A 19,541-nucleotide genomic window follows, 5' to 3' on the forward strand; every position below is an offset into this window, starting at 1 on the left:
GTACCGCCCGGTCAGCGCTCGCCGGGCTGCAGGAAGATCGCGCCGTACGGCGGCAGGCTCACGAGCGCGGAGTACGGCCGGCCGTGGTGCGGGTCCGGCAGCGCGTCCACCGCGCCGAGGTTCCCGACGCCCGAGCCGCCGTACTCGTGCGCGTCGGTGTTGAACACCTCGCGCCACGTGCCGCCCGCGGGCAGGGCCAGCCGGTAGCGCTCGTGGGGCACGCCCGAGAAGTTGACCACCGCGACCACCGGAGGCGTGCCCTCGTGGCCCTTGCGGATGTACGCGAGCACGTTGTGGTCCGCGTCGTCGGAGTCGATCCACTCGAACCCGTCGGGCGTGTGGTCCAGCTGCCACAGCGCGGGCGTCGCCCGGTACAGCGCGTTGAGGTCCTTGACCATGCGGTGCACGCCCGCGCGCAGCGGGTCCTCCAGCGACCACCAGTCGAGCGAGTGCGCCTCGGTCCACTCGTCGGCCTGCGCGAACTCCTGGCCCATGAACAGCAGCTGCTTGCCGGGGTGCGTCCACTGGTACGCGTACAGCGAGCGCACACCCGCGCACTTCTGCCAGTGGTCGCCGGGCATGCGCCCGTACACCGAGCCCTTGCCGTGCACGACCTCGTCGTGCGAGATGGGCAGGACGTACCGCTCGGAGAACGCGTACACCAGCGAGAACGTGATCTCGCCGTGGTGGTAGCGGCGGTGCACCGGCTCCTCGGCGAGGTAGCGCAGCGTGTCGTTCATCCAGCCCATGTTCCACTTCAGGCCGAACCCGAGGCCGTTGTGGTCGGTGGGGGCCGTCACGCCGGGCCACGCGGTGGACTCCTCGGCGATCATCATGGTGCCGGGTGCACGGCGGTACGCCGTCGCGTTCGTCTCCTGCAGGAACGCGATCGCCTCGAGGTTCTCGCGGCCGCCGTGCCGGTTGGGGCGCCACTGGCCCGGCTGGCGCGAGTAGTCGAGGTACAGCATCGAGGCGACCGCGTCGACGCGCAGCGCGTCCACGTGGAACTCGGTCAGCCAGAACACGGCGTTCGCGACGAGGAAGTTGCGCACCTCGTTGCGGCCGTAGTTGAAGATGTACGTCCCCCAGTCGGGGTGCTCGCCGAGCAGCGGGTCCGGGTGCTCGTACAGCGGCGTGCCGTCGAACCGCGCGAGGGCCCACTCGTCCTTGGGGAAGTGGCCGGGGACCCAGTCGACGATCACGCCGATGCCCGCGCGGTGCAGCGTGTCGATGAGGTAGCGCAGGTCGTCGGGGTGGCCGAACCGTGACGTGGCGGCGTAGTAACCGGTGACCTGGTACCCCCACGAGGGCGCGTACGGGTGCTCGGCGACGGGCAGCAGCTCCACGTGCGTGAAGCCCGTCTCGAGCACGTACTCGGTGAGCTGGTGCGCGAGCTCGCGGTAGGACAGCCCCGCGCGCCACGAGCCGAGGTGCACCTCGTACACCGCGAGCGGGCCTGAGTGCGGGTCGCTCTGCGAGCGGCGCGTCATCCACTCGTCGTCGCCCCACGTGTACGCGGACTCGACGACCACGGACGCGGTCGCGGGCGGGACCTCGGTGCCCTGCGCCATCGGGTCGGCCTTCTGCCGCCAGGACCCGTCCGGCGTGAGGATCTCGTACTTGTAGCGCGCTCCCGCGGTGACGCCGGGGACGAACAGCTCCCAGACGCCGGACTCGCCGAGCGACCGCATGGCGTGCGTCGCGCCCTGCCAGTAGTTGAAGTCGCCGACCACGCGCACCGCGCGCGCGTTGGGCGCCCACACCGCGAACGACGTGCCGTGCACCTCGCCCAGCGTGCCGGGGTAGGTGCGCACGTGGGCGCCGAGGACCTCCCACAGCTCCTCGTGGCGGCCCTCGCGGATCAGGTGCCGGTCGAGCTCCTGGACCGTCGGCAGGAAGCGGTAGGGGTCGTCGAGCAGCGTCGTCGTGTCGCCGTACGTGACCTCGACGCGGTAGTCGGGGACGTCCTCACCGGGCAGGACCGCGACCCACACACCGTCCTGCTCGTGGCGCGCGGGGACCCGCGTGTCCGGGGTGATGACGACGACCGCGTCGGCCAGGGGGCGCAGCGTGCGGATCGTGACGCCGCCGTCGCCCGGGTGCGGGCCGAGCACGCCGTGCGGGTCGTACCAGGTGCCGTTGGCGACCGCGTGCAGCGTGTCGGGCTCGGCGGGGACCGGGGTGGGGGCGGTCGCGCTCATACGCCTAGCCAACCACCCCTTCCGCCGGTCCGCAGGTGTACCCGCCGCGTGACCTGCCCGGACGCCCCGCTCCTGACCGCGGGACCCGCCCGGGTCAGCGCGATGCGGGGGCCGTGCTGCCGCGTGAGACGAGGCGGGGCAGCGGCGCCGTGTAGGAGCGCACCGGGCCGTCCGCCAGCACGTCGAGCACGCAGTCCGCGACCTGCCCGCCCATCGCGTGCACGTCGAGGCTCATCGCCGACAGCGGCGGGTGCGCGAGCCGGCACAGCGCGGAGTCGTCCCACGCGAGCAGCGAGAGCCGCTCGGGGACCGGTACGCCCATCTCGCCCGCGACCTGGAGGCCGGCGACGGCCATCACGTCGTTGTCGTACACGATCGCCGACGGCGGGGAGCCGCGGCCCAGCAGCGAGCGCGTCGCGCGCGTACCGGACTCCTCGAGGTAGTCGCCCTCGACGACGACCCCCTGCACGCCGAGCCGCTCGCACTCCGCGACGAAGGCGTCGGTGCGCGCCTGCGTGTGGGCGAGCGTCGCGGGACCGGACACGCGCGCGAGCCGCTCGTGCCCGAGAGCCGCGAGGTGCGCGACGGCGTCACGCATCGCGCGCGCGTTGTCGATCCACACGTGGGAGAACGGCAGGTCGCGCGTCGGGCCGCCGACGACCACCGTCGGGATGCCCAGCTCGGCGAGCACCTCGAGGCGTTGGTCGACGAGCGCGACGTTGACGACGACGACCGCGTCCACCCCGCCCGACGCCCAGCGTCGGTACGCGGCGATCTCCGCCTCGTGGTCCGGCACGACGTGCAGCAGCAGCGAACGGCCCTCCGTCGACAGCCGTTCCTCGATGCCCGAGATGAGCTCGGCGAAGAACGGCTCGATGCCGAGCAGGCGCGCAGGCCGCGCCAGCACGAGCCCGACGGCGTCCGCGTGCGTCACGGTCGAGAGCCTAGCGGCGGGCACCGGCCCGACCGGGGCCGGCGGCGCCGTGCCGGACCTCAGCGTCCGGCGGCGGGGGCGCCGGACGCCACCGCCGGACGGGCCGCGCGGACCACGACGTCGTTGGCGCTGCGCAGCACGGGCGGCGAGGTCAGCGCGTCGAGGTCGAGCACCGCGTCCGTGCGGACGTGGAACGTGACGCTCGCGCCCGCGGGGAGGTCGACGAGCGCGTCGTCGACCGTCGCCGCCGGGTCGAGCCGGTCCACGAGCACCGTCACGTCGCGCGCGAGCGAGCGCGCGGTGACCGTGACCGCGTACCCGCCGGGCACGGGCGTGGCGCTCGCGGACAGCGGGTCGGGGTCGAGGTCGAGCGCCACGTCCTCGGCGAGCAGGTGCACGCTCGACGCGTCGTCGAGCCGCACGACGAGCGCCTCACGCGCGACGTCCTGCGGGCGCGCGACGTCGTCGGGCAGCGGCAGGATGCGCACCTCGCGCGGCGGCACGTCGACCGCGAGGGTCGCGGACGCGCGCTCGTCGCCGTCGAACGTCTGCCGCGAGACCGCCAGCCGCCCGGTCCACGCGTCCGCCGTGTCGTTGACCACCGCGACCACGGGGGCGCCGTCGCGCTCCTGCACGGTGAGCAGACGCGGCGCGTTGGCGTGCCGCAGCGCCCACCACAGCGGCTTGACGCGCTCGTCGCCGTCGACGGCGGCCCACGACGTCACGGGCCAGCAGTCGTTGAGCTGCCACACGACCGACCCGGCGGTGCGCGGCCACCACGAGCGGTGGTGCGTCGTGGCGTACGCGACCGCGCGCGCCTGGTTGAGCTGCGTCGCCCAGTGCCAGTCCGCGAACGCCTCGGGGACGCCCAGGTGCGGCGCGAGGCCGCGGTCGAGCTTGCCGTTGCCGTCCTCCGCCTTCTGGTGGGCCAGGAACGTGGGGTGCTCCTTGTCGACGACGAGCGCACCGTGCTCGTCGCGCACCGCGCGCTCGAGAGTCGCCCACGTGGGCGGGCCCTGGAAGCCGAACTCCGAGCAGAACCGCGGCACGTCGTCGCGGTAGTGCGTGTAGTCGACGCGGTTCCACACCTCCCACTGGTGGTGCGTACCGTGGTCCGGGTCGCACGGGTGCACCACGTCGGGCGCGAAGCCGGGGGAGTACGGGCTGTTGTCCGCGTACGGACGTGCCGGGTCGAGCTCGGCGACGAGCGCCGGGAACAGCTCCGTGGCGTACCGCAGTCCCCACGTCCGGCCGCCGAGCTCGTCCTTCCAGCCCCAGTCCTCGTGCCCCCAGAGGTTCTCGTTACCGCCGTTCCACAGCACGAGGCTCGCGTGCGACGCGAGGCGCACGACGTTCTCGCGCGCCTCGGCCTCGATCTCCTCGAGCAGCGGGGACTCCTCCGGGTACGCCGCGCACGCGAGCAGGAAGTCCTGCCAGACGAGCACGCCGCGCTCGTCGCACACGTCGTAGAAGTCGTCCGACTCGTAGATGCCGCCGCCCCACACCCTCAGCAGGTTGAGGTGCGCACCGAGCGCCTGGTCCACGCGGCGCTCGAGGCGCTCGCGCGTGATGCGCGTGAGCAGGTGGTCGTCGGGGATCCAGTTCGCGCCGCGCACGAACACCGGACGGCCGTTCACGACGAGCGTGAACCGCGTGCCGTGCTCGTCGCGGCCGCGGTCGAGCCGCACGTCCCGGAAGCCCAGCCGCCGGTGCCAGCGGCCGAGCTCGCCGTGGTCGGCCGTCGTGAGGGTGACGCTCGCGTCGACGAGCGGCTGGTCGCCGTGGCCCACGGGCCACCAGACGGGCGCATTGGGGACCTCGACGACGAGCGTCGCCGTGCTCTCCCCGGGCGCGACCGGTGCGGTGACGACGACGTCCGCGACCTGCGCCCGCACCGTCAGCGGCGCGTCGCCGCCGGGCAGCCCGGAGCGTTCGACCGTGACGTGCAGCTCGGCCCGGCCGGTGCCGTCCGCGGCGAGCGTGGCCACCGGCCGCACCTGCGCGAGCCGCGCGACGCGCCACCGCTCGACGCGCACGGGCCGCCACAGGCCCGCGGTCTGCAGGTCCGGCCCCCAGTCCCAGCCGAACGAGCACGCCATCTTGCGCACCATGTTGAACGGCTGCGGGTACGCGAGGGGTCGGTGCCCCAGGCGCGCCTCCTCGGCCTCGGCGTGGTGCAGCGCGGAGGCGAGGTCCACGCGCAGCGACGTGCCGGGACGGCCGACGAGCGCGCGCACGTCGAACCGGTAGGAGCGGTGCTGGTTCGCGGTCCGGCCGAGGACGTGCGCCTCGCCGCCGGTGACGAGGGCCACCGTCGCGACCGTGTCGATGCCGTCGAACGCGAGGTCGACCCGCTCGTCGTCGGCGGGCGCCGCCTCCTCGAACGGGCGCTCGTATCGCCAGTCGACGTGCCGCATCCACGCGAGCGCCTCCTCGTTGCGGTCGAGGTACGGGTCCGGGACCAGCCCCGCGTCGAGCAGCGCGGTGTGGCTCGTGCCGGGGACGGTGGTCGGGACGCCCGTGGTGAGCGCGGCCGCCAGGGCCGGGTCGAGGTCGTCGGGCGTGCCCGCCGTGGCGGTCAGCAGCCAGCCGTCGGCGAGGTCGGGAAAGGTCATGGGTGTGCTCCGGGTGGTGCGCGGTGAGCGGGTGGTCCAGGTCTCGTCGTCGTGCGCTACTTGGTCGCTCCCGAGGTGAAGCCGTTGTAGATGAACCGCTGCAGGAACAGGAACAGCAGCAGGATCGGCACGATCGTGATGACGACGCCCGCGCAGATGACCTCCCACTGCGAGCCGAACGGTCCCTTGAACGCGAACAGCGCGGTCGAGATGGGGCGCTTCTCGGGGTCGGTGATGTACAGGAACGGCAGGAAGAACTCGTTGTAGATCCCGATCCCCTTGATGATGACGACCGTCGCGATCGCCGGCTTGAGGTTGGGCAGGATGATCCGGAAGAAGATGCGCAGGTGGCCCGCGCCGTCGATCGTCGCGGCCTCGTCGAGCGAGCGCGGGATGCTCCGCACGAACTGCAGGAAGATGTAGATCGAGATGATGTCCGTGCCCATGAACAGCAGGATCAGCGCGGCCTGGCTGTCGTAGAGGCCGAGCCAGTTGATGATCTGGAACGTCGCGACCTGCGTGGTCACGCCCGGGACGAGCGTCGCGAGCAGGAACAGGTTGAGCACGCCGCGGCGGCCGACGAACCGGAACCGGTCGAGCGCGTACGCGGTCGCCGCGCCGATGAGGATGGTCCCGACGATCGCCACCGCGAAGATCAGCACGGTGTTGACGAAGCCGCGGGCCATGCCGCCGCGTGTGAACGCGGTCGCGTAGTTGGACAGGTCGGTCCAGCTCTCGGGGGCCGTGAACGGGCCGGTCGCGAGGAACTCCTGGTTGGTCTTGAACGAGCCCATGACGATCAGCACGAGCGGCAGGAGCATCACGAGGGCCGCGAGCACCAGGGACACGTACTTCGCGGTGCTCGCGAGGCCGGCGGTGAGGGTACGGGTCATGTGAGGTCCACCTCGTCGTCGGGGAGCACCTTGCGCTGGACCCACGTGACGACCAGCACGACGAGCAGCAGGACGACCGCCATCGCGGACGCGAGGCCCACCATGTTGCGGTTGAACGCCATCCACACCGTGCGCATCACGAACGTCTCCGTGCCGTTGCCGCCGTCGGTCATCACCTTCGGGATCTCGAACACGGACAGCGAGCCCGAGATCGCGAGGATCAGGGACAGGCCGACGATCGGCCGGATGGACGGCAGGATGATGTACCAGAACTCGTGCCAGCGGCTCGCGCCGTCGATCTCCGCGGCCTCGTAGACCTCGGCGTTGATCGACTGGATGGCGCCCAGGAACATCACGAAGTTCAGCCCCATGTACCGCCACACCGACACGCTCGCGAGCGTCGCGTTCGCGATGTCCGGGTCACCCGTCCACTGGTGGACGAGCGACTCCAGGCCGAGCGACATCAGCACCGTGTCGAGCCCGCCCTCGGGGCGCAGGAAGTTGAGGAAGATCAGGCCGATCGCGACGCCGTTGATGAGGTACGGGAAGAACAGGATGCCCTTCCACAGGTTCTTGAACCGGATCCGGAACGACAGGATCGTCGCGAAGTACAGCGCGAGCACCATCTGCACGAACGACGCCGCGAAGTAGTACAGGGACACGTAGAACACGTGCAGGTTCTCGGGGTCCGTGAACACCTCGGTGTAGTTGTCGAACCCGACGAGCTCCTTGGTCTTGTCGAGCCCGTCCCAGTCGGTGAACGAGTACCAGACCATGTTCACGACCGGGACGTACGTCAGCAGCAGGAGCAGCGCCACCGGTACGAGCAGGAACAGGTAGGGCGTCGACCGGCGGCGCCGGCGCCGCCCGGGCGCGGCCGCGCCGCCCGGGGAGGAGCTCCCGGGGGCGCGGCCGGCTACGGCGGCCGCCGTCGTCGGGCCCTGCAGGCCCGTGTCAGCGGTGGTCACGGGGCGGGTCCTCAGGCGCCGGCCTCCGCGCGGCCCTCGGCCCACGCGGCGTTGAGGTCGTCGAACACCTGCTGCTTGGTGCGTGCGCCCGAGCGGGCGTCGTCGACGATCTTCTGGCGGTACTTCGGGTCGGTCGTCACGATGCCGGACGCCGTGTCGATGTCCGCGAAGAGCGACTCCTTGCCCTCCGGCGCCGGGTTCATGGTGATGAGCTCGACCTCGTCGACGAAGTCCTGGAGGGCCGCGGGCACCGTCCCGTCGATCATGGGCGACAGGCCCACCTGCGACTCCGAGAAGCCCGACTCGTGGTTGAACCAGTCGATCCAGGCGCGGGCCGTGACCTTGTTCTTCGAGTGCACGTTGATGCCGAGGTTGTAGTCACCGCCCGCCACCGCGTGGAACTTCCCGTCGACCTGCGCGGGGAACGGCATGTAGCCGATGTCGTCGGCGCTCGCCCCGGCGGCCTCCGCCGCGGCCTGCATCTGCGGGATCGCCCACGAGCCGAGCACCATGGTCGCGACCTCGCCCGTGCCGAGGAGCTGCTTGGACTGCTCCCAGTTGGTGGTCGTCGGGTCCGCCTCCGTCAGGCCCTGGGCGACGACGTCGTAGATCAGGCCGTCGATGACGCCCGAGTCGGACTCGTCGGTCCACGGCGTGTCGGTCCGGGTCATCTCGTTGACGTAGTCCGGGTTCGCCGTGACCGCCCCGCGCGCGCCGTCCCACTGCGACAGCGGCCAGCTGTCCTTGTAGTTGGTGTAGAGCGGCGCGACCTTGATGCCCGCGTCCTTGATCGCCTCGAGGTCCGCGAGGAACTCCTCCGTCGTCGTCGGGAAGTCGGTGACGCCGGCCGCCGCCCAGACCTTGGTGTTGTAGACGATGCCCTGCACGTTGCCGACGACGGGGATGCCGTAGGACGTGCCCTCGAACGTCTTGTCGGCGATCCAGCGGTACTCCTTCGCCATCTCGTCGTAGTCACCCAGCGGCTCGAAGAAGTCGCCGAGCTGGTCGGGGGTCACCGAGCCGGGGATCGCGAGCACGTCGCCGTAGCTGTCGGTGTTCATGCGCGTCTTCACCTCGCCCTCGTAGTCGGTGATGCCCTCGATCTTCACGTCGGTCACGTCGGGGTACTTCGCCTTGAACTGCGAGACGTACTCGTCGAACGTGCCGTCCTCGACGAGGTCCGTGCGCCAGGTGAGCACCGTGATGGCGCCGGAGGGGGTCGCGTCCGCGTCGGGCGTCGAGTCGCCGGAGGGGTCGTCGGAACCCCCGGAGCACGCCGCGGTGAGGGCCAGGACGGTGCTCGCGGCCGCGAGGCCCAGCAGCCGGCGCCGTCGGTGGTGAGGGAACATCGGTGATCCTCTCGTCGTCCCGGCACGTCGGCGTGCCGGCCGTGGGTGGAGGGCATCGTCGCCCAAACGGGACCTTCCGACCCCGCTCCGGGTGACATTCTTAGACCGGTGAACAAAGTAAGTCAACGCGCCGGGTGCGGTCCCGGACGGTGGTGGCCGGATCGTTACCATGGGCCGCGGACCCGGCCGTGAGCCGGGCGACGACAGGAGGGTCGTGAGCAGCACCCAGGAGGGCATCGGCGCCGCGCACGCGAGCAGCAGGTCCGCGATCCTCGACCTGATCCGCGCCGCGGGCACCGTCTCGCGCGTCGAGCTCACCCGGGTCTCCGGGCTCACGGGGGCCACCGTCTCGACGGTCGTGCGCCGCCTCATCGACGACGGCCTCGTCGTCGAGGTCGGGCGCGCCGAGTCGACCGGCGGCAAGCCCCGCATGCTGCTCGAGCTCGACCCCTACGCGCGGTTCGCCGTCGGCGTGCACCTCGACCACGCGGGCATCACCTACGTGATCGCCAACCTCGGCGGGTCCGTCGTCGCCCGCTGGCGGCGCCCCGGCGCCGGGTCCGACGACCCCCGCGAGGTCGTCGCGCGCATCGCCGCCGAGATCCGCGCGACCGTCGCGCGCACGGGCGTCGCCCCCGAGCGCATCCTCGGCCTCGGCGTCGTCTCACCCGGGCCCATCGCCGCGTCCACCGGCATGACGCTCACCCCGCCCGTCATGCAGGCCTGGACCGAGTTCCCGCTCGCCGCCGCGCTCGAGGAGGCCGTCGGGCTGCCCGTGCTGCTCGACAACGACGCGACCGCGGCCGCGATCGGCGAGTACTGGTCCGGCGGCGTGCCCACGGGCAGCGCGTTCGCCGCGCTCTACATGGGCACCGGGATCGGCGCGGGCATCCTCGTCGACGGCACGGTGTACCGCGGGACCAGCTCCAACGCGGGCGAGGTCGGGCACATCTGCGTCGCGCTCGACGGCCCGGTGTGCTGGTGCGGCAGCGCGGGCTGCGTCGAGGCGCTCGCCGGCCCCGCGGCCGTCGTCGCGCAGGCGCGCGAGCAGGGCTTCGAGCTCGCCGGCCGCGGCGTGTCCGAGGACTTCGCGCAGATCGCCCGCGCCGCCGCGCGCGGCGAGGCCGACGCGATGGCGCTGCTCGAGCGTTCCGCGCAGTACCTCGCGGTCGCGGCGCAGACCCTCGCGAACGTGCTCGACCTCGCGCACGTGGTCCTCACCGGGCCGTCGTTCGCGATCGCCGGCTCGCTCTACCTGCCCGTGATCCAGGAGCGGCTCTCGCGGTCGTTCTTCGCACGCGGCAGCCACGGGGTGCGCGTCGCGATCTCGTCCCACGCACCCGAGGCCGCCGCGCTCGGCGCGGCCGCGCTCGTGCTGCAGGCCGAGCTCGCTCCCCGGCGGCGCGGCACGCGCATGGTGCTCGAGCCCGCCGAGGTCGTGGCCCCGGCCTGACGGGCGGGGGACCGTCAGCCCGCGAGCCGGTCCAGGCCCGCCAGCGGGATGGGCAGCCAGGTCGGACGGTTGCGCGCCTCGTACACCGCTTCGTACAGCGTCTTGTCGAGCTCGAGCGCTCGGGTCAGGAGCGCGGCGTCCCCCGGCTCGAGCGACGACGGCGGCGACGCCTGCGCGTACCCCGCGAGCAGCGCCTCACGCGCCGCCGTGACCCAGCGCTGCGCGGCGTCGCCGGTCGCGCCGCCCACCGCGGCGGCGTAGTCGAACGAGCGCAGCAGCCCGGCCACGTCCCGCACCGCGAGGTCCGGGCGCGTGCGCGCCTCGAGCGGCGCGAGCGGCTCACCCTCGAAGTCGAGCACCAGCCAGCCGTGGGGGCCGTGCAGCACCTGCCCCAGGTGCAGGTCGCCGTGCACCCGCTGGCGCGGGGGCGTCGAGCGCAGGGCGCGCACCTCGTCCGCGGTGCGGACGACGCCCGCGTGGTACGGCTCCACCGCGGACGTCGCGGCCCGGGCCCACGCGTACCGGTCGAGGAGCGCGCGCGCGAGCCGGTCGGGACCGTCCGGGTCCGCGACGGTCGGGAACGCGCTCGCGAGCGCCGCGTGCATGCGCGCCGTGGCCTCACCCAGGGCGTGCGCGTGCGCCGCGAACGGCGAGCCGCTGCCCGCGAGCTCGCACGCGAGCTCGAACCCGTCGCGCGCCCCCGCGACGAACGCCGCCGCGACCCCGAGGTACCCCGCACCCACCTCGCCGGTCGCGACGTCCGGCCACCGCGCGCGCAGCCACGCGAGCGGAGCCGGCACACCGGTGTACCCCTGCTCGACCAGCGCGCGCGGCACCTCGACGTCCGGGTTCTCGCCGTGCTGGAGCGTCCGGACGACCTTGAGGATCGCCCGGCCCGGGGCGTCCGGTGCGCCGAGCACGACGGACGAGTTGGACTGCTCGCCCGTGATCGCCTGCACGTGCGTGAGGTCCACGTGCGCCGGTGCGCCACCCGGGCCGTCGGCGACCGCGAACCACGCGCGCAGGAACGCCGGGTGCGCCGCGCCGTCGAGCACCGTGCGACCGTCGCCCAGCGGCGTTCCCGCCTCGTCGTCGCCGGTCACGACGACCAGCGGCACCTGCAGGAGCGACCCGGCGCCCGACGTGCGCGCCGCGACCAGGAGCACCCGCACGTCCGCCGCGCCCTGCGGGTCCACCAGCGGGATCACCGCGTGCACGGTGAGGTCGGCGGACGCGCCCTTGACGGGGAACCACCGCCGCCCGGGCAGGTCCGCGGCGATCGTCGCGAGCAGCCGCTGGTCGGCGGGCGTCGGGGTCTGCGCGGTCAGCACGTCAGAGCGTCCAGGCCGGGCCGGGCGTCACGCTGAGCCAGAAGAACTCGCGCGAGCCGAGCGTGAACCGGGCCGAGCCGCTCGGGTCGAGCGTCCCGAACGACGCGCCGCCGAACACGTCGTGCAGCTCGGCGTTCGCGTGGCCCGGCAGCGTGACGGTCGTCGAGCGCGCCGTGGCCGCGAGGTTGGCGACCACCAGCACGGTCTCCTGCGCCGACGTCCTCGTGAACGTCAGCACCGAGTCGTTGTCGTTCGCGACGACCCGGAGGTCGCCCAGCCCCATCGCGGGGTGCTGCTTGCGCACCGTGAGCATGCCGCGGACCCAGTGCAGCAGGCTCGTCGGCTGCGCGAGCTGCGCCTCCACGTTGGTGTGCCCGTAGTGGTACACGAGGGACTGCACCAACGGGAGGTTGAGCTTGCCCGGGTCGGCCACCGAGAAGCCCGCGTTGCGGTCCGGCGTCCACTGCATCGGCGTGCGCACCGCGTCGCGGTCCGGGAGCCAGATGTTGTCCCCCATGCCGATCTCGTCGCCGTAGTACAGGCACGGGCTGCCGGGCAGGCTCAGCAGGAGCGCGTGCGCGAGCTCGATCTCCTTGCGCGAGTTGTCGAGCAGCGGCGCCAGGCGGCGGCGGATCCCGACGTTGGCACGCATGCGCGAGTCGGGTGCGAACCAGCCGTACATCGACGCGCGTTCCTCGGTCGAGACCATCTCGAGCGTGAGCTCGTCGTGGTTGCGCAGGAACGTGCTCCACTGGGCGCCGTTGTCGGGGATCGGCGGCGTGTCCGCGAGGATGTCGACGATCGACGTCGCCCGCTGGTCACGCATCGCGTAGTAGATCCGCGGCATCACCGGGAAGTGGAAGCACATGTGGCACTCCGGCTCCTCCTCGGTGCCGAAGTAGTGCACGACGTCCTCGGGCCACTGGTTCGCCTCGGCCAGCATGATCCGGCCCGGGAACTCCTCGTCGATCATCGCGCGCACCGTGCGCAGGAACGCGTGGGTCTCGGGCAGGTTCTCGCAGTTGGTGCCCTCGGCCTCGAAGAGGTACGGCACGGCGTCCAGCCGGAAGCCGTCGATGCCGAGCCCCAGCCAGAACCGCGCGACGTCGAGCATCGCCTCGCGCACCCGCGGGTTCTCGAAGTTCAGGTCGGGCTGGTGGCTGAAGAACCGGTGCCAGAAGTACTGCCGGCGCACGGGGTCGAACGTCCAGTTGGACGTCTCGGTGTCGACGAAGATGATGCGCGCGTCGGGGTAGCGCGTGTTGTCGTCGGACCACACGTAGAAGTCCCCGTACGGGCCCTCCGGGTCGCTCCTGGACGCCTGGAACCACGGGTGCGCGTCGCTCGTGTGGTTCATCACGAGGTCGACGACGACGCGCATGCCGCGCCGGTGCGCCTCGCGCACGAGCTCGGCGAACTCCTCCAGCGTGCCGTACTGGCTCGCCACCGCCGTGTAGTCGGCGACGTCGTACCCGCCGTCCCGCATGGGGCTCGGGTAGAACGGCGGCAGCCACAGGCAGTCGACGCCCAGCCACTGGAGGTAGTCGAGCCGGTTGATCAGCCCGCGCAGGTCACCCGTGCCGCTCCCGGTCGAGTCGGAGAAGCTGCGGAGCATCACCTCGTAGAACACCGCGGTCCGGTACCAGTCGGGGTCGTCGAGCAGCCCCTCCTCGTCGACGGGCGGGACCGCGGGCTGGCGGCCCGCCGGCAGCCGGATCTGCGACGTGGTCGGCGCGGGCTCGCGCACGCGCGGCAGGTGGGCCGCGGGCGGCTGCGCGGCGTGCTCGCCGCCCGCGCTCGTCGCGGGCCTCACGCGTGCTCCAGCACGACGACGTGCGCGGGGCGCTCCGCCGGGTCGATCCGCACGTACACCTGCGGGCCCCACTCGTAGTGCTCGTCACGCAGCACGTCGTGCGCGGCGACCGGGCCGTGCGGCGGGAGGCCGAACGCCGCGAGGTCGAGGTCGACCATGCCCTCGCGCACGTTCCACGGGTCGAGCGACACCACGACGACGACCGTCGACGCGCGGCCCGTCGGCGAGTGCTCCGCCGCGAGGTGCCGGGAGAACGCGACCGTCGCGTCGTCGGACGTCGGGTGCACGCGCAGGTTGCGCAGCTGCTGCAGCGCCGGGTGCTCGCGCCGGATCTGGTTCAGCCGGGCGAGCAGGTCGGCGATGCCCAGGTGGTCCGCGAGCGACCAGTCGCGCGGCTTGAGCTCGTACTTCTCGTTGTCGATCTGCTCGTCCGCACCCGGTCGCGGCACGTTCTCGAGCAGCTCGTAGCCCGAGTAGATGCCCCACGTCGGCGAGCCGAACGCCGCCAGGACCGCGCGCACCGCCCACGCCTGCCCACCCGCGCCCTGCAGGTAGGGCGGCAGGATGTCGTGCGTCGTCGGCCAGAACGCCGGGCGCATCCACGCGCCCTGGTCGCCCGAGACCTCCGCGAGGTACTCGCTCACCTCGGACTTCGTGTGCCGCCACGTGAAGTACGTGTACGACTGGTGGAACCCCACCTTCGCGAGCGTCTGCATCATCGCGGGCCGCGTGAACGCCTCGGACAGGAAGATGACGTCCGGGTGGTCCCTCGCCACGTCGGCGAGCAGCCACTGCCAGAAGTCGAGCGGCTTCGTGTGCGGGTTGTCCACCCGGAACAGCGTCACGCCGTGGTCGATCCACACCTGCAGCACGCGTCGGACCTCGGCGTACAGCCCCGCGGGGTCGTTGTCGAAGTTCAGGGGGTAGATGTCCTGGTACTTCTTCGGCGGGTTCTCCGCGTACGCGATCGACCCGTCGACGCGCGTCGTGAACCACTCCGGGTGCTCGGCGACCCACGGGTGGTCCGGCGAGCACTGCAACGCGATGTCGAGCGCGACCTCCATGCCGTGCTCGCGCGCACGGGCGACGAACGCGTCGAAGTCGTCGAACGTCCCGAGCGTCGGCTCGATCGCGTCGTGCCCGCCGTCCTTCGAGCCGATCGCGTAGGGCGAGCCGGGGTCTCCCGGCAGCGCGCCCAGCGAGTTGTTGCGGCCCTTGCGGTTCGTCACGCCGATGGGGTGCACCGGCGTCAGGTAGACCACGTCGAAGCCCATCGCGGCGATGCGCGGGATCTGCTCGGCCGCGGTGCGCAGCGTCCCCGAGCGCCACTCCTGCGCCCGGTCGTCCCACACCGCGCCGTGCGAGCGCGGGAACAGCTCGTACCAGGACCCGTACAGCGCGAGCGGGCGGTCCACGACCAGGGGGTACTCGGGCGACGCGCTCACCTGGTCGCGCAGGGGCTCGCGCGCGAGCGCCTCGCGCACGTGGGGCGACAGCGCCCACGCGAGCCGTTCGCCGGGGAAGCGGTGCGTGTCCCGCAGGGCCGCGACGGCCTCACGCAGCGTCTGCGCGCCGTGCTCGCCCATCGCGTCCTCGCCCGTGCGGTCCGCCGCGCGCGCGAGCAGCCGGGCGCCCTCCGCGAGCATGAGCTCGACGTCGATGCCGGCCTCGACCTTGATCGACGCGTCGTGCGCCCACGTCGCGTACGGGTCCGACCAGCCCTCGACGCGGAACGACCACAGCCCCGTGCGGTCCGGCTGCAGGCGCGCCTCGTACCGGTCGAGGCCGGGGGCGACGTCGACCATCGGCACGCGCTGGTGCACGCGACCGTCCGGGTCGAGCAGCACGGCGGTCGCGGCGACCGCGTCGTGCCCCTCGCGGAACACCGTGGCGCGCACCGGGAACGCCTCGCCCACCACGGCCTTGGCCGGGAACCGGCCCGCCTCGGCGACCGGGAAGACGTCGACCACCGGGATCCGGCCGATCGGCGGGCCGACGACGACCTGCGCGACGGGTGTGGCGGCGGGGGCCGTGGGGGGCTGCGTCGTGGGGGACTGCGTCGTGGGGGACTGCGCCGGCGGCTGCGGGGCGGGTGCTGCGGGTGCTGCTGTCGGCGCCGGCTCGGGTGCTGCTGCCGGCATGGCAGTGGCCGTCGACCGGGGGGTGGCGGACGACGACGCGGGGCTCGTGCGGGCGGGGGACTTCGCGGGACGGCGGCGCGGACCGGCGGGGGAGCTCGTCACGCCTCCGAACCTACCGAGACGTGGGCGTGGTCAGCATCTGCAGCGCGCCGACACGGCGAGCCTCGCCCGCCCGCCACGCCGCCACGACCTGGAGGTCCGGCCCGACGGCCCTGGCGGTCGGGCCTCGCCCCGGTGTTAAGTTCGGTACTCAAACAAAGTGGGGCAGGCTCTGACCGTCGGGCACCCGACGGCCGGTCCGCCCGGTGCGTGGCCCCGAGACCTGCGGAGGAACACATGGGCTGGCTCGCGGACGGCGCGCACGCGCGGTGGCTCGAGGCCGAGACCGACCGTCTGCTCGCGTTCGGACGCGCGTCCGCGCAGCGCGTCGGCGACGGCGGTGCGTTCGCCCGGCAGGACGACGAGGGCCGGCCGGTCGACGGTCCGTGGGAGCTGTGGATCGCGTGCCGCATGACGCACGTGTACGCGCTGGGCCACCTGCTCGGCCGCCCCGGCTCGGCGCGGCTGGTCGACCACGGCCTCGCCGCGATCACCGGCCCGCTCGCGGACCGCGTGCACGGCGGCTGGTTCGAGCAGGTCGAGCGCGACGGCACACCCGCCTCGTCGGCCAAGGCCGCCTACCCGCATGCCTTCGTCGTGCTCGCGGCGTCATCGGCGACGGCCGCCGGGCGCCCCGGTGCGCGCGAGCTGCTCGGGGCCGCGCTCGCGGTCCAGGAGCGCTGGTTCTGGGACGACGCGGCGGGCATGGTCGTCGAGGAGTGGGACACCGCGTTCGCCGAGCTGGACGGCTACCGCGGCGTCAACGCGAACATGCACACCGTCGAGGCGTACCTCGCGGCCGCGGACGTCACGGGCGAGCGCGTGTGGCTCGACCGCGCCGTGCGCGTCGTCGAGCGCGTCGTGCACGGCTTCGCGCGGGAGCACGCGTGGCGGATCCCGGAGCACTTCGACTCCGCGTGGCACCCGCTGCTCGAGTACAACGCCGACGCACCCGCGCACCCGTTCCGTCCGTACGGCGCGACGATCGGGCACTGGTTCGAGTGGGCGCGCCTCACGCTGCACGCACGCGCCGCGCTCGAGGCGCGCGGGAACGCGGCCCCGGCGTGGATGCTCGACGACGCGGTCGCGCTGTTCGACGCGGGCGTCGCCCAGGGCTGGGCCGTCGACGGCGCGCCCGGGTTCGTCTACACCGTCGACTGGTCGGGGGCGCCCGTGGTGCGGGAGCGCATGCACTGGGTCGCCGCGGAGGCGATCGGCGCGGCGGCCGCGCTGTACGCCGCCACCGGGGACGCGCGGTTCGAGGACTGGTACGCGACGTGGTGGGACTACGTCGACGAGCACGTGGTCGACCGGGCGGGCGGCTCGTGGTGGCACGAGCTCGGGCCCGACAACGCGGTCTCGCGCACGGTGTGGGCGGGCAAGGCGGACCTCTACCACGCGGTCCAGGCCACGCTCCTCCCGCGCCTGCCGCTCACGCCCGCCCTGGCACCCGCGCTCGCGGCGGGTCTCCTGCGCTGACCGGGCGGACCGTCAGGCCTGCGCGGCGAGCGCGCGGCCGACCGTGCGGCCCGTGAACAGGCACCCGCCCAGGAACGTGCCCTCGAGCGCGCGGTGGCCGTGCACGCCGCCGCCGCCGAAGCCGGACGCCTCGCCGACGGCCCACAGCCCGGGCAGGACCTCGCCGTCGGGCCGCAGCACGCGCCCCTCGAGGTCGGTGTGCAACCCGCCGAGCGTCTTGCGGGTCAGCACCGACAGGCGCACCGCGAGCAGCGGCCCGTGCGCCGGGTCGAGCAGGCGGTGCGGCTTGGCGACCCGGATGAGCTTGTCGACGACGTAGGCGCGCGCCTGCTTCGTCGCGACGACCTGGAGGTCCTTGCCGAGGCCCGAGGTCACCTGGCGGTCCCGCTCGACGATGGTCCGCTCGAGCGCGGCGGCGTCGATGCGCTCGTCGCCGGACAGCGCGTTCATCTTCGCGGCGAGCTCGGCGGGCGTGTCCGCCCACAGGAACTCCGGCGACCGCTGCGCGAACGCCTCGACGGGCCCCACGGCGCCCGGCTTGACGCGCTGCAGGAGCAGCGCGACGTCCTTGCCGGTCAGGTCCGGGTTCTGCTCCGAGCCGGACAGCGCGAACTCCGAGCCGAGGATCGTCCGGTCGAGGACGAACCACGAGTGGTCGTCACCGCGCCGCGTGATGTGCTGCAGCGCGCCGAGCGCGTCGAAGCCCGGGAACAGCGGCACGGGCAGGCGGTGCCCGTCGGCGTCGAGCCACAGCGAGGACGGTCCGGGCAGGATCCGGATGCCGTGGTCGGTCCACACCGGCGAGTGGTTGGTGATCCCCTCGGGGTAGTGCCACATGCGGTCCGAGTGCACGACCGCCGCGCCCGCGTCGCGGGCGGCCGCGATCCCCGAGCCGTCGACGTGGTCGGGGACGCCCGAGAGCATGCGGTCGGGCATGCGTCCCGCGTCCGCGGGCCACGTCGCGCGCACCAGGTCGTGGTTCGCGCCGATGCCGCCGGTCGCGACGACGACCGCGTCGGCGTCGAGCTCGAACGTGCCCGTGACCTCGCGCGACGAGGGGACCGCCCGCGCCACGTGGTCGTCGCGCAGCACGTCGCCGCGCACGCCCGTGACGCGCCCGTCGGTCACGACGAGGCCCGTCACGCGGTGCCGGAGCCGCACGTCGACCAGGCCCGCGGCACGCGCGTCGAGCAGCGCCCGCACGAACGGCTCGAGGATGCCGGGGCCCGTGCCCCACGTGACGTGGAACCGCGGCACGGAGTTGCCGTGACCGCCCGCGGTGTACCCGCCGCGCTCCGCCCACTGCACGAGCGGGAACCACCGCACGCCCTGCGCGTGCAGCCACGGGCGCAGCTCGCCCGCCGCGAAGTCGACGAACCCCTCGGCCCACGCGCGGCCCCAGCGGTCGGAGCCGTCGTCGGCGAACTGCGCCGAGCCGAACCAGTCCGCGAGCGCGAGCTCGGCGCTGTCGTGCACGCCCAGGCGGCGCTGCTCGGGGGAGTCCACCAGGAACAGCCCCCCGAACGACCAGAACGCCTGCCCGCCGAGGCTCGCGGCGTTCTCGGCGTCCAGCAGGAGCACGCGGCGGCCCGCGCGGGTCAGCTCGGCTGTCGCGACGAGCCCGGCCAGGCCGGCGCCGACGACCACGACGTCGTGGGTTCGCATGCCGCGAGCGTAACCCGGCTGGACGACCGTCCAGAAGGGGCTGCGCGGGCGACGTCCCGGGTCAGGCGTACGCGCCGACGACGTGCGCGGCGACCGACGCGCCCCACACGCGGGCGAGCTCCACCTGGGACTGGCTGATCGTCGCCCGCCCGCCGTCACCGCCCTCCACGCCGAACGCCTGCGTGGGTGCGACCAGCTCCGCGCCGCGGCGGTGGAGCAGCTTCTCGATGCGGGACCCCGCGGAGCCCGCGAACCGCGACCACGAGCGCGTGTCGAACACCGCGACCGCGCGGCCCTGGAGCCCCGGCAGCGCGTCGAGCCAGTCGTGCACGCCCAGCCCTGGCTCCGCGTCGGCGCCGCGCGCACGGGCCAGCGCACGTGAGCGCGGCGTGCTCAGGCCGCGCATGTGCGTGGGTGCCCCCACGACGAGCAGGCGGGCGCGCGCGACGAGGTCGTCGTTGGCCAGTGCCTCGTCGACCGGCAGGACCACCGTCTCGAGGCCCGCGGACGTCATGCCCTCGGCGATCGCCGACGCGACCGCGCGCGTGCACCCGAACATCGACTCGAACACGACCACCGCGACCATGCCTCCAGGATCGC

The 19,541-nt window shown here is 73.4% G+C and carries 13 protein-coding genes; 2 read left to right on the forward strand and 11 right to left on the reverse strand.

From position 1 onward, the window contains the following. Positions 1 to 11: 11 nt before the first annotated feature. From glgB to CBP52_RS01085, 6 genes are all read right to left on the reverse strand, one after another. A complete protein-coding gene (gene glgB / locus CBP52_RS01060) occupies positions 12 to 2,201 on the reverse strand; it encodes a 1,4-alpha-glucan branching protein GlgB (protein WP_094179458.1) in 2,190 nt (729 codons plus the stop codon). A 94-nt stretch (positions 2,202 to 2,295) separates the two neighbouring features. Then, positions 2,296 to 3,135 carry a LacI family DNA-binding transcriptional regulator gene (locus CBP52_RS01065; protein ID WP_232514598.1) on the reverse strand — a complete coding sequence of 280 codons (840 nt, stop codon included), beginning with the start codon at positions 3,133 to 3,135 and terminating at the stop codon, positions 2,296 to 2,298. A gap of 59 nt (positions 3,136 to 3,194) precedes the next feature. After that, a complete protein-coding gene (locus CBP52_RS01070) occupies positions 3,195 to 5,750 on the reverse strand; it encodes a glycoside hydrolase family 2 protein (protein WP_094179460.1) in 2,556 nt (851 codons plus the stop codon). 56 nt (positions 5,751 to 5,806) lie between these two features. Further along, positions 5,807 to 6,643, reverse strand: a complete 837-nt coding sequence (locus CBP52_RS01075) for a carbohydrate ABC transporter permease (protein WP_094179461.1) — start codon at positions 6,641 to 6,643, stop codon at positions 5,807 to 5,809. After that, on the reverse strand, positions 6,640 to 7,611 hold the full coding sequence (locus tag CBP52_RS01080) for a carbohydrate ABC transporter permease (RefSeq protein WP_094182040.1): 972 nt from the start codon (positions 7,609 to 7,611) through the stop codon (positions 6,640 to 6,642). Before CBP52_RS01080 ends, CBP52_RS01075 begins: the two co-directional genes overlap by 4 nt. Before the next feature lie 11 nt (positions 7,612 to 7,622). Further along, a complete protein-coding gene (locus CBP52_RS01085; RefSeq protein ID WP_094179462.1) occupies positions 7,623 to 8,960 on the reverse strand; it encodes an ABC transporter substrate-binding protein in 1,338 nt (445 codons plus the stop codon). 214 nt (positions 8,961 to 9,174) lie between these two features. On the opposite strand from CBP52_RS01085, the gene CBP52_RS01090 reads away from it, so the two are divergent. Next, a complete protein-coding gene (locus tag CBP52_RS01090) occupies positions 9,175 to 10,413 on the forward strand; it encodes an ROK family transcriptional regulator (protein WP_094179463.1) in 1,239 nt (412 codons plus the stop codon). A 14-nt stretch (positions 10,414 to 10,427) separates the two neighbouring features. On the opposite strand, the gene CBP52_RS01095 is transcribed toward CBP52_RS01090, so the two are convergent. From CBP52_RS01095 to CBP52_RS01105, 3 genes are all read right to left on the reverse strand, one after another. Further along, complete coding sequence (locus tag CBP52_RS01095; RefSeq protein ID WP_094179464.1) at positions 10,428 to 11,744, reverse strand: phosphotransferase; 1,317 nt, start codon at positions 11,742 to 11,744, stop codon at positions 10,428 to 10,430. A gap of 1 nt (position 11,745) precedes the next feature. Beyond that, positions 11,746 to 13,491: a maltose alpha-D-glucosyltransferase gene (gene treS / locus CBP52_RS01100; protein WP_369826331.1), complete on the reverse strand. Its 1,746-nt coding sequence runs from the start codon at positions 13,489 to 13,491 to the stop codon at positions 11,746 to 11,748. A gap of 62 nt (positions 13,492 to 13,553) precedes the next feature. Beyond that, on the reverse strand, positions 13,554 to 15,698 hold the full coding sequence (locus CBP52_RS01105) for an alpha-1,4-glucan--maltose-1-phosphate maltosyltransferase (protein WP_232514730.1): 2,145 nt from the start codon (positions 15,696 to 15,698) through the stop codon (positions 13,554 to 13,556). A gap of 336 nt (positions 15,699 to 16,034) precedes the next feature. On the opposite strand from CBP52_RS01105, the gene CBP52_RS01110 reads away from it, so the two are divergent. Next, entirely contained in the window at positions 16,035 to 17,276 is a 1,242-nt protein-coding gene (locus CBP52_RS01110) for an AGE family epimerase/isomerase (protein WP_094179465.1), read from the forward strand. 12 nt (positions 17,277 to 17,288) lie between these two features. Here CBP52_RS01110 and CBP52_RS01115 read toward each other — a convergent pair whose 3' ends face one another. Beyond that, on the reverse strand, positions 17,289 to 18,941 hold the full coding sequence (locus CBP52_RS01115; protein ID WP_094179466.1) for an FAD-binding dehydrogenase: 1,653 nt from the start codon (positions 18,939 to 18,941) through the stop codon (positions 17,289 to 17,291). A 61-nt stretch (positions 18,942 to 19,002) separates the two neighbouring features. After that, positions 19,003 to 19,527, reverse strand: a complete 525-nt coding sequence (locus tag CBP52_RS01120) for a flavodoxin domain-containing protein (RefSeq protein ID WP_094179467.1) — start codon at positions 19,525 to 19,527, stop codon at positions 19,003 to 19,005. Positions 19,528 to 19,541 lie beyond the last annotated feature (14 nt).

Source organism: Cellulomonas sp. PSBB021 (genome assembly GCF_002240455.1).
Classification (GTDB): Bacteria; Actinomycetota; Actinomycetes; order Actinomycetales; family Cellulomonadaceae; genus Cellulomonas; species Cellulomonas uda.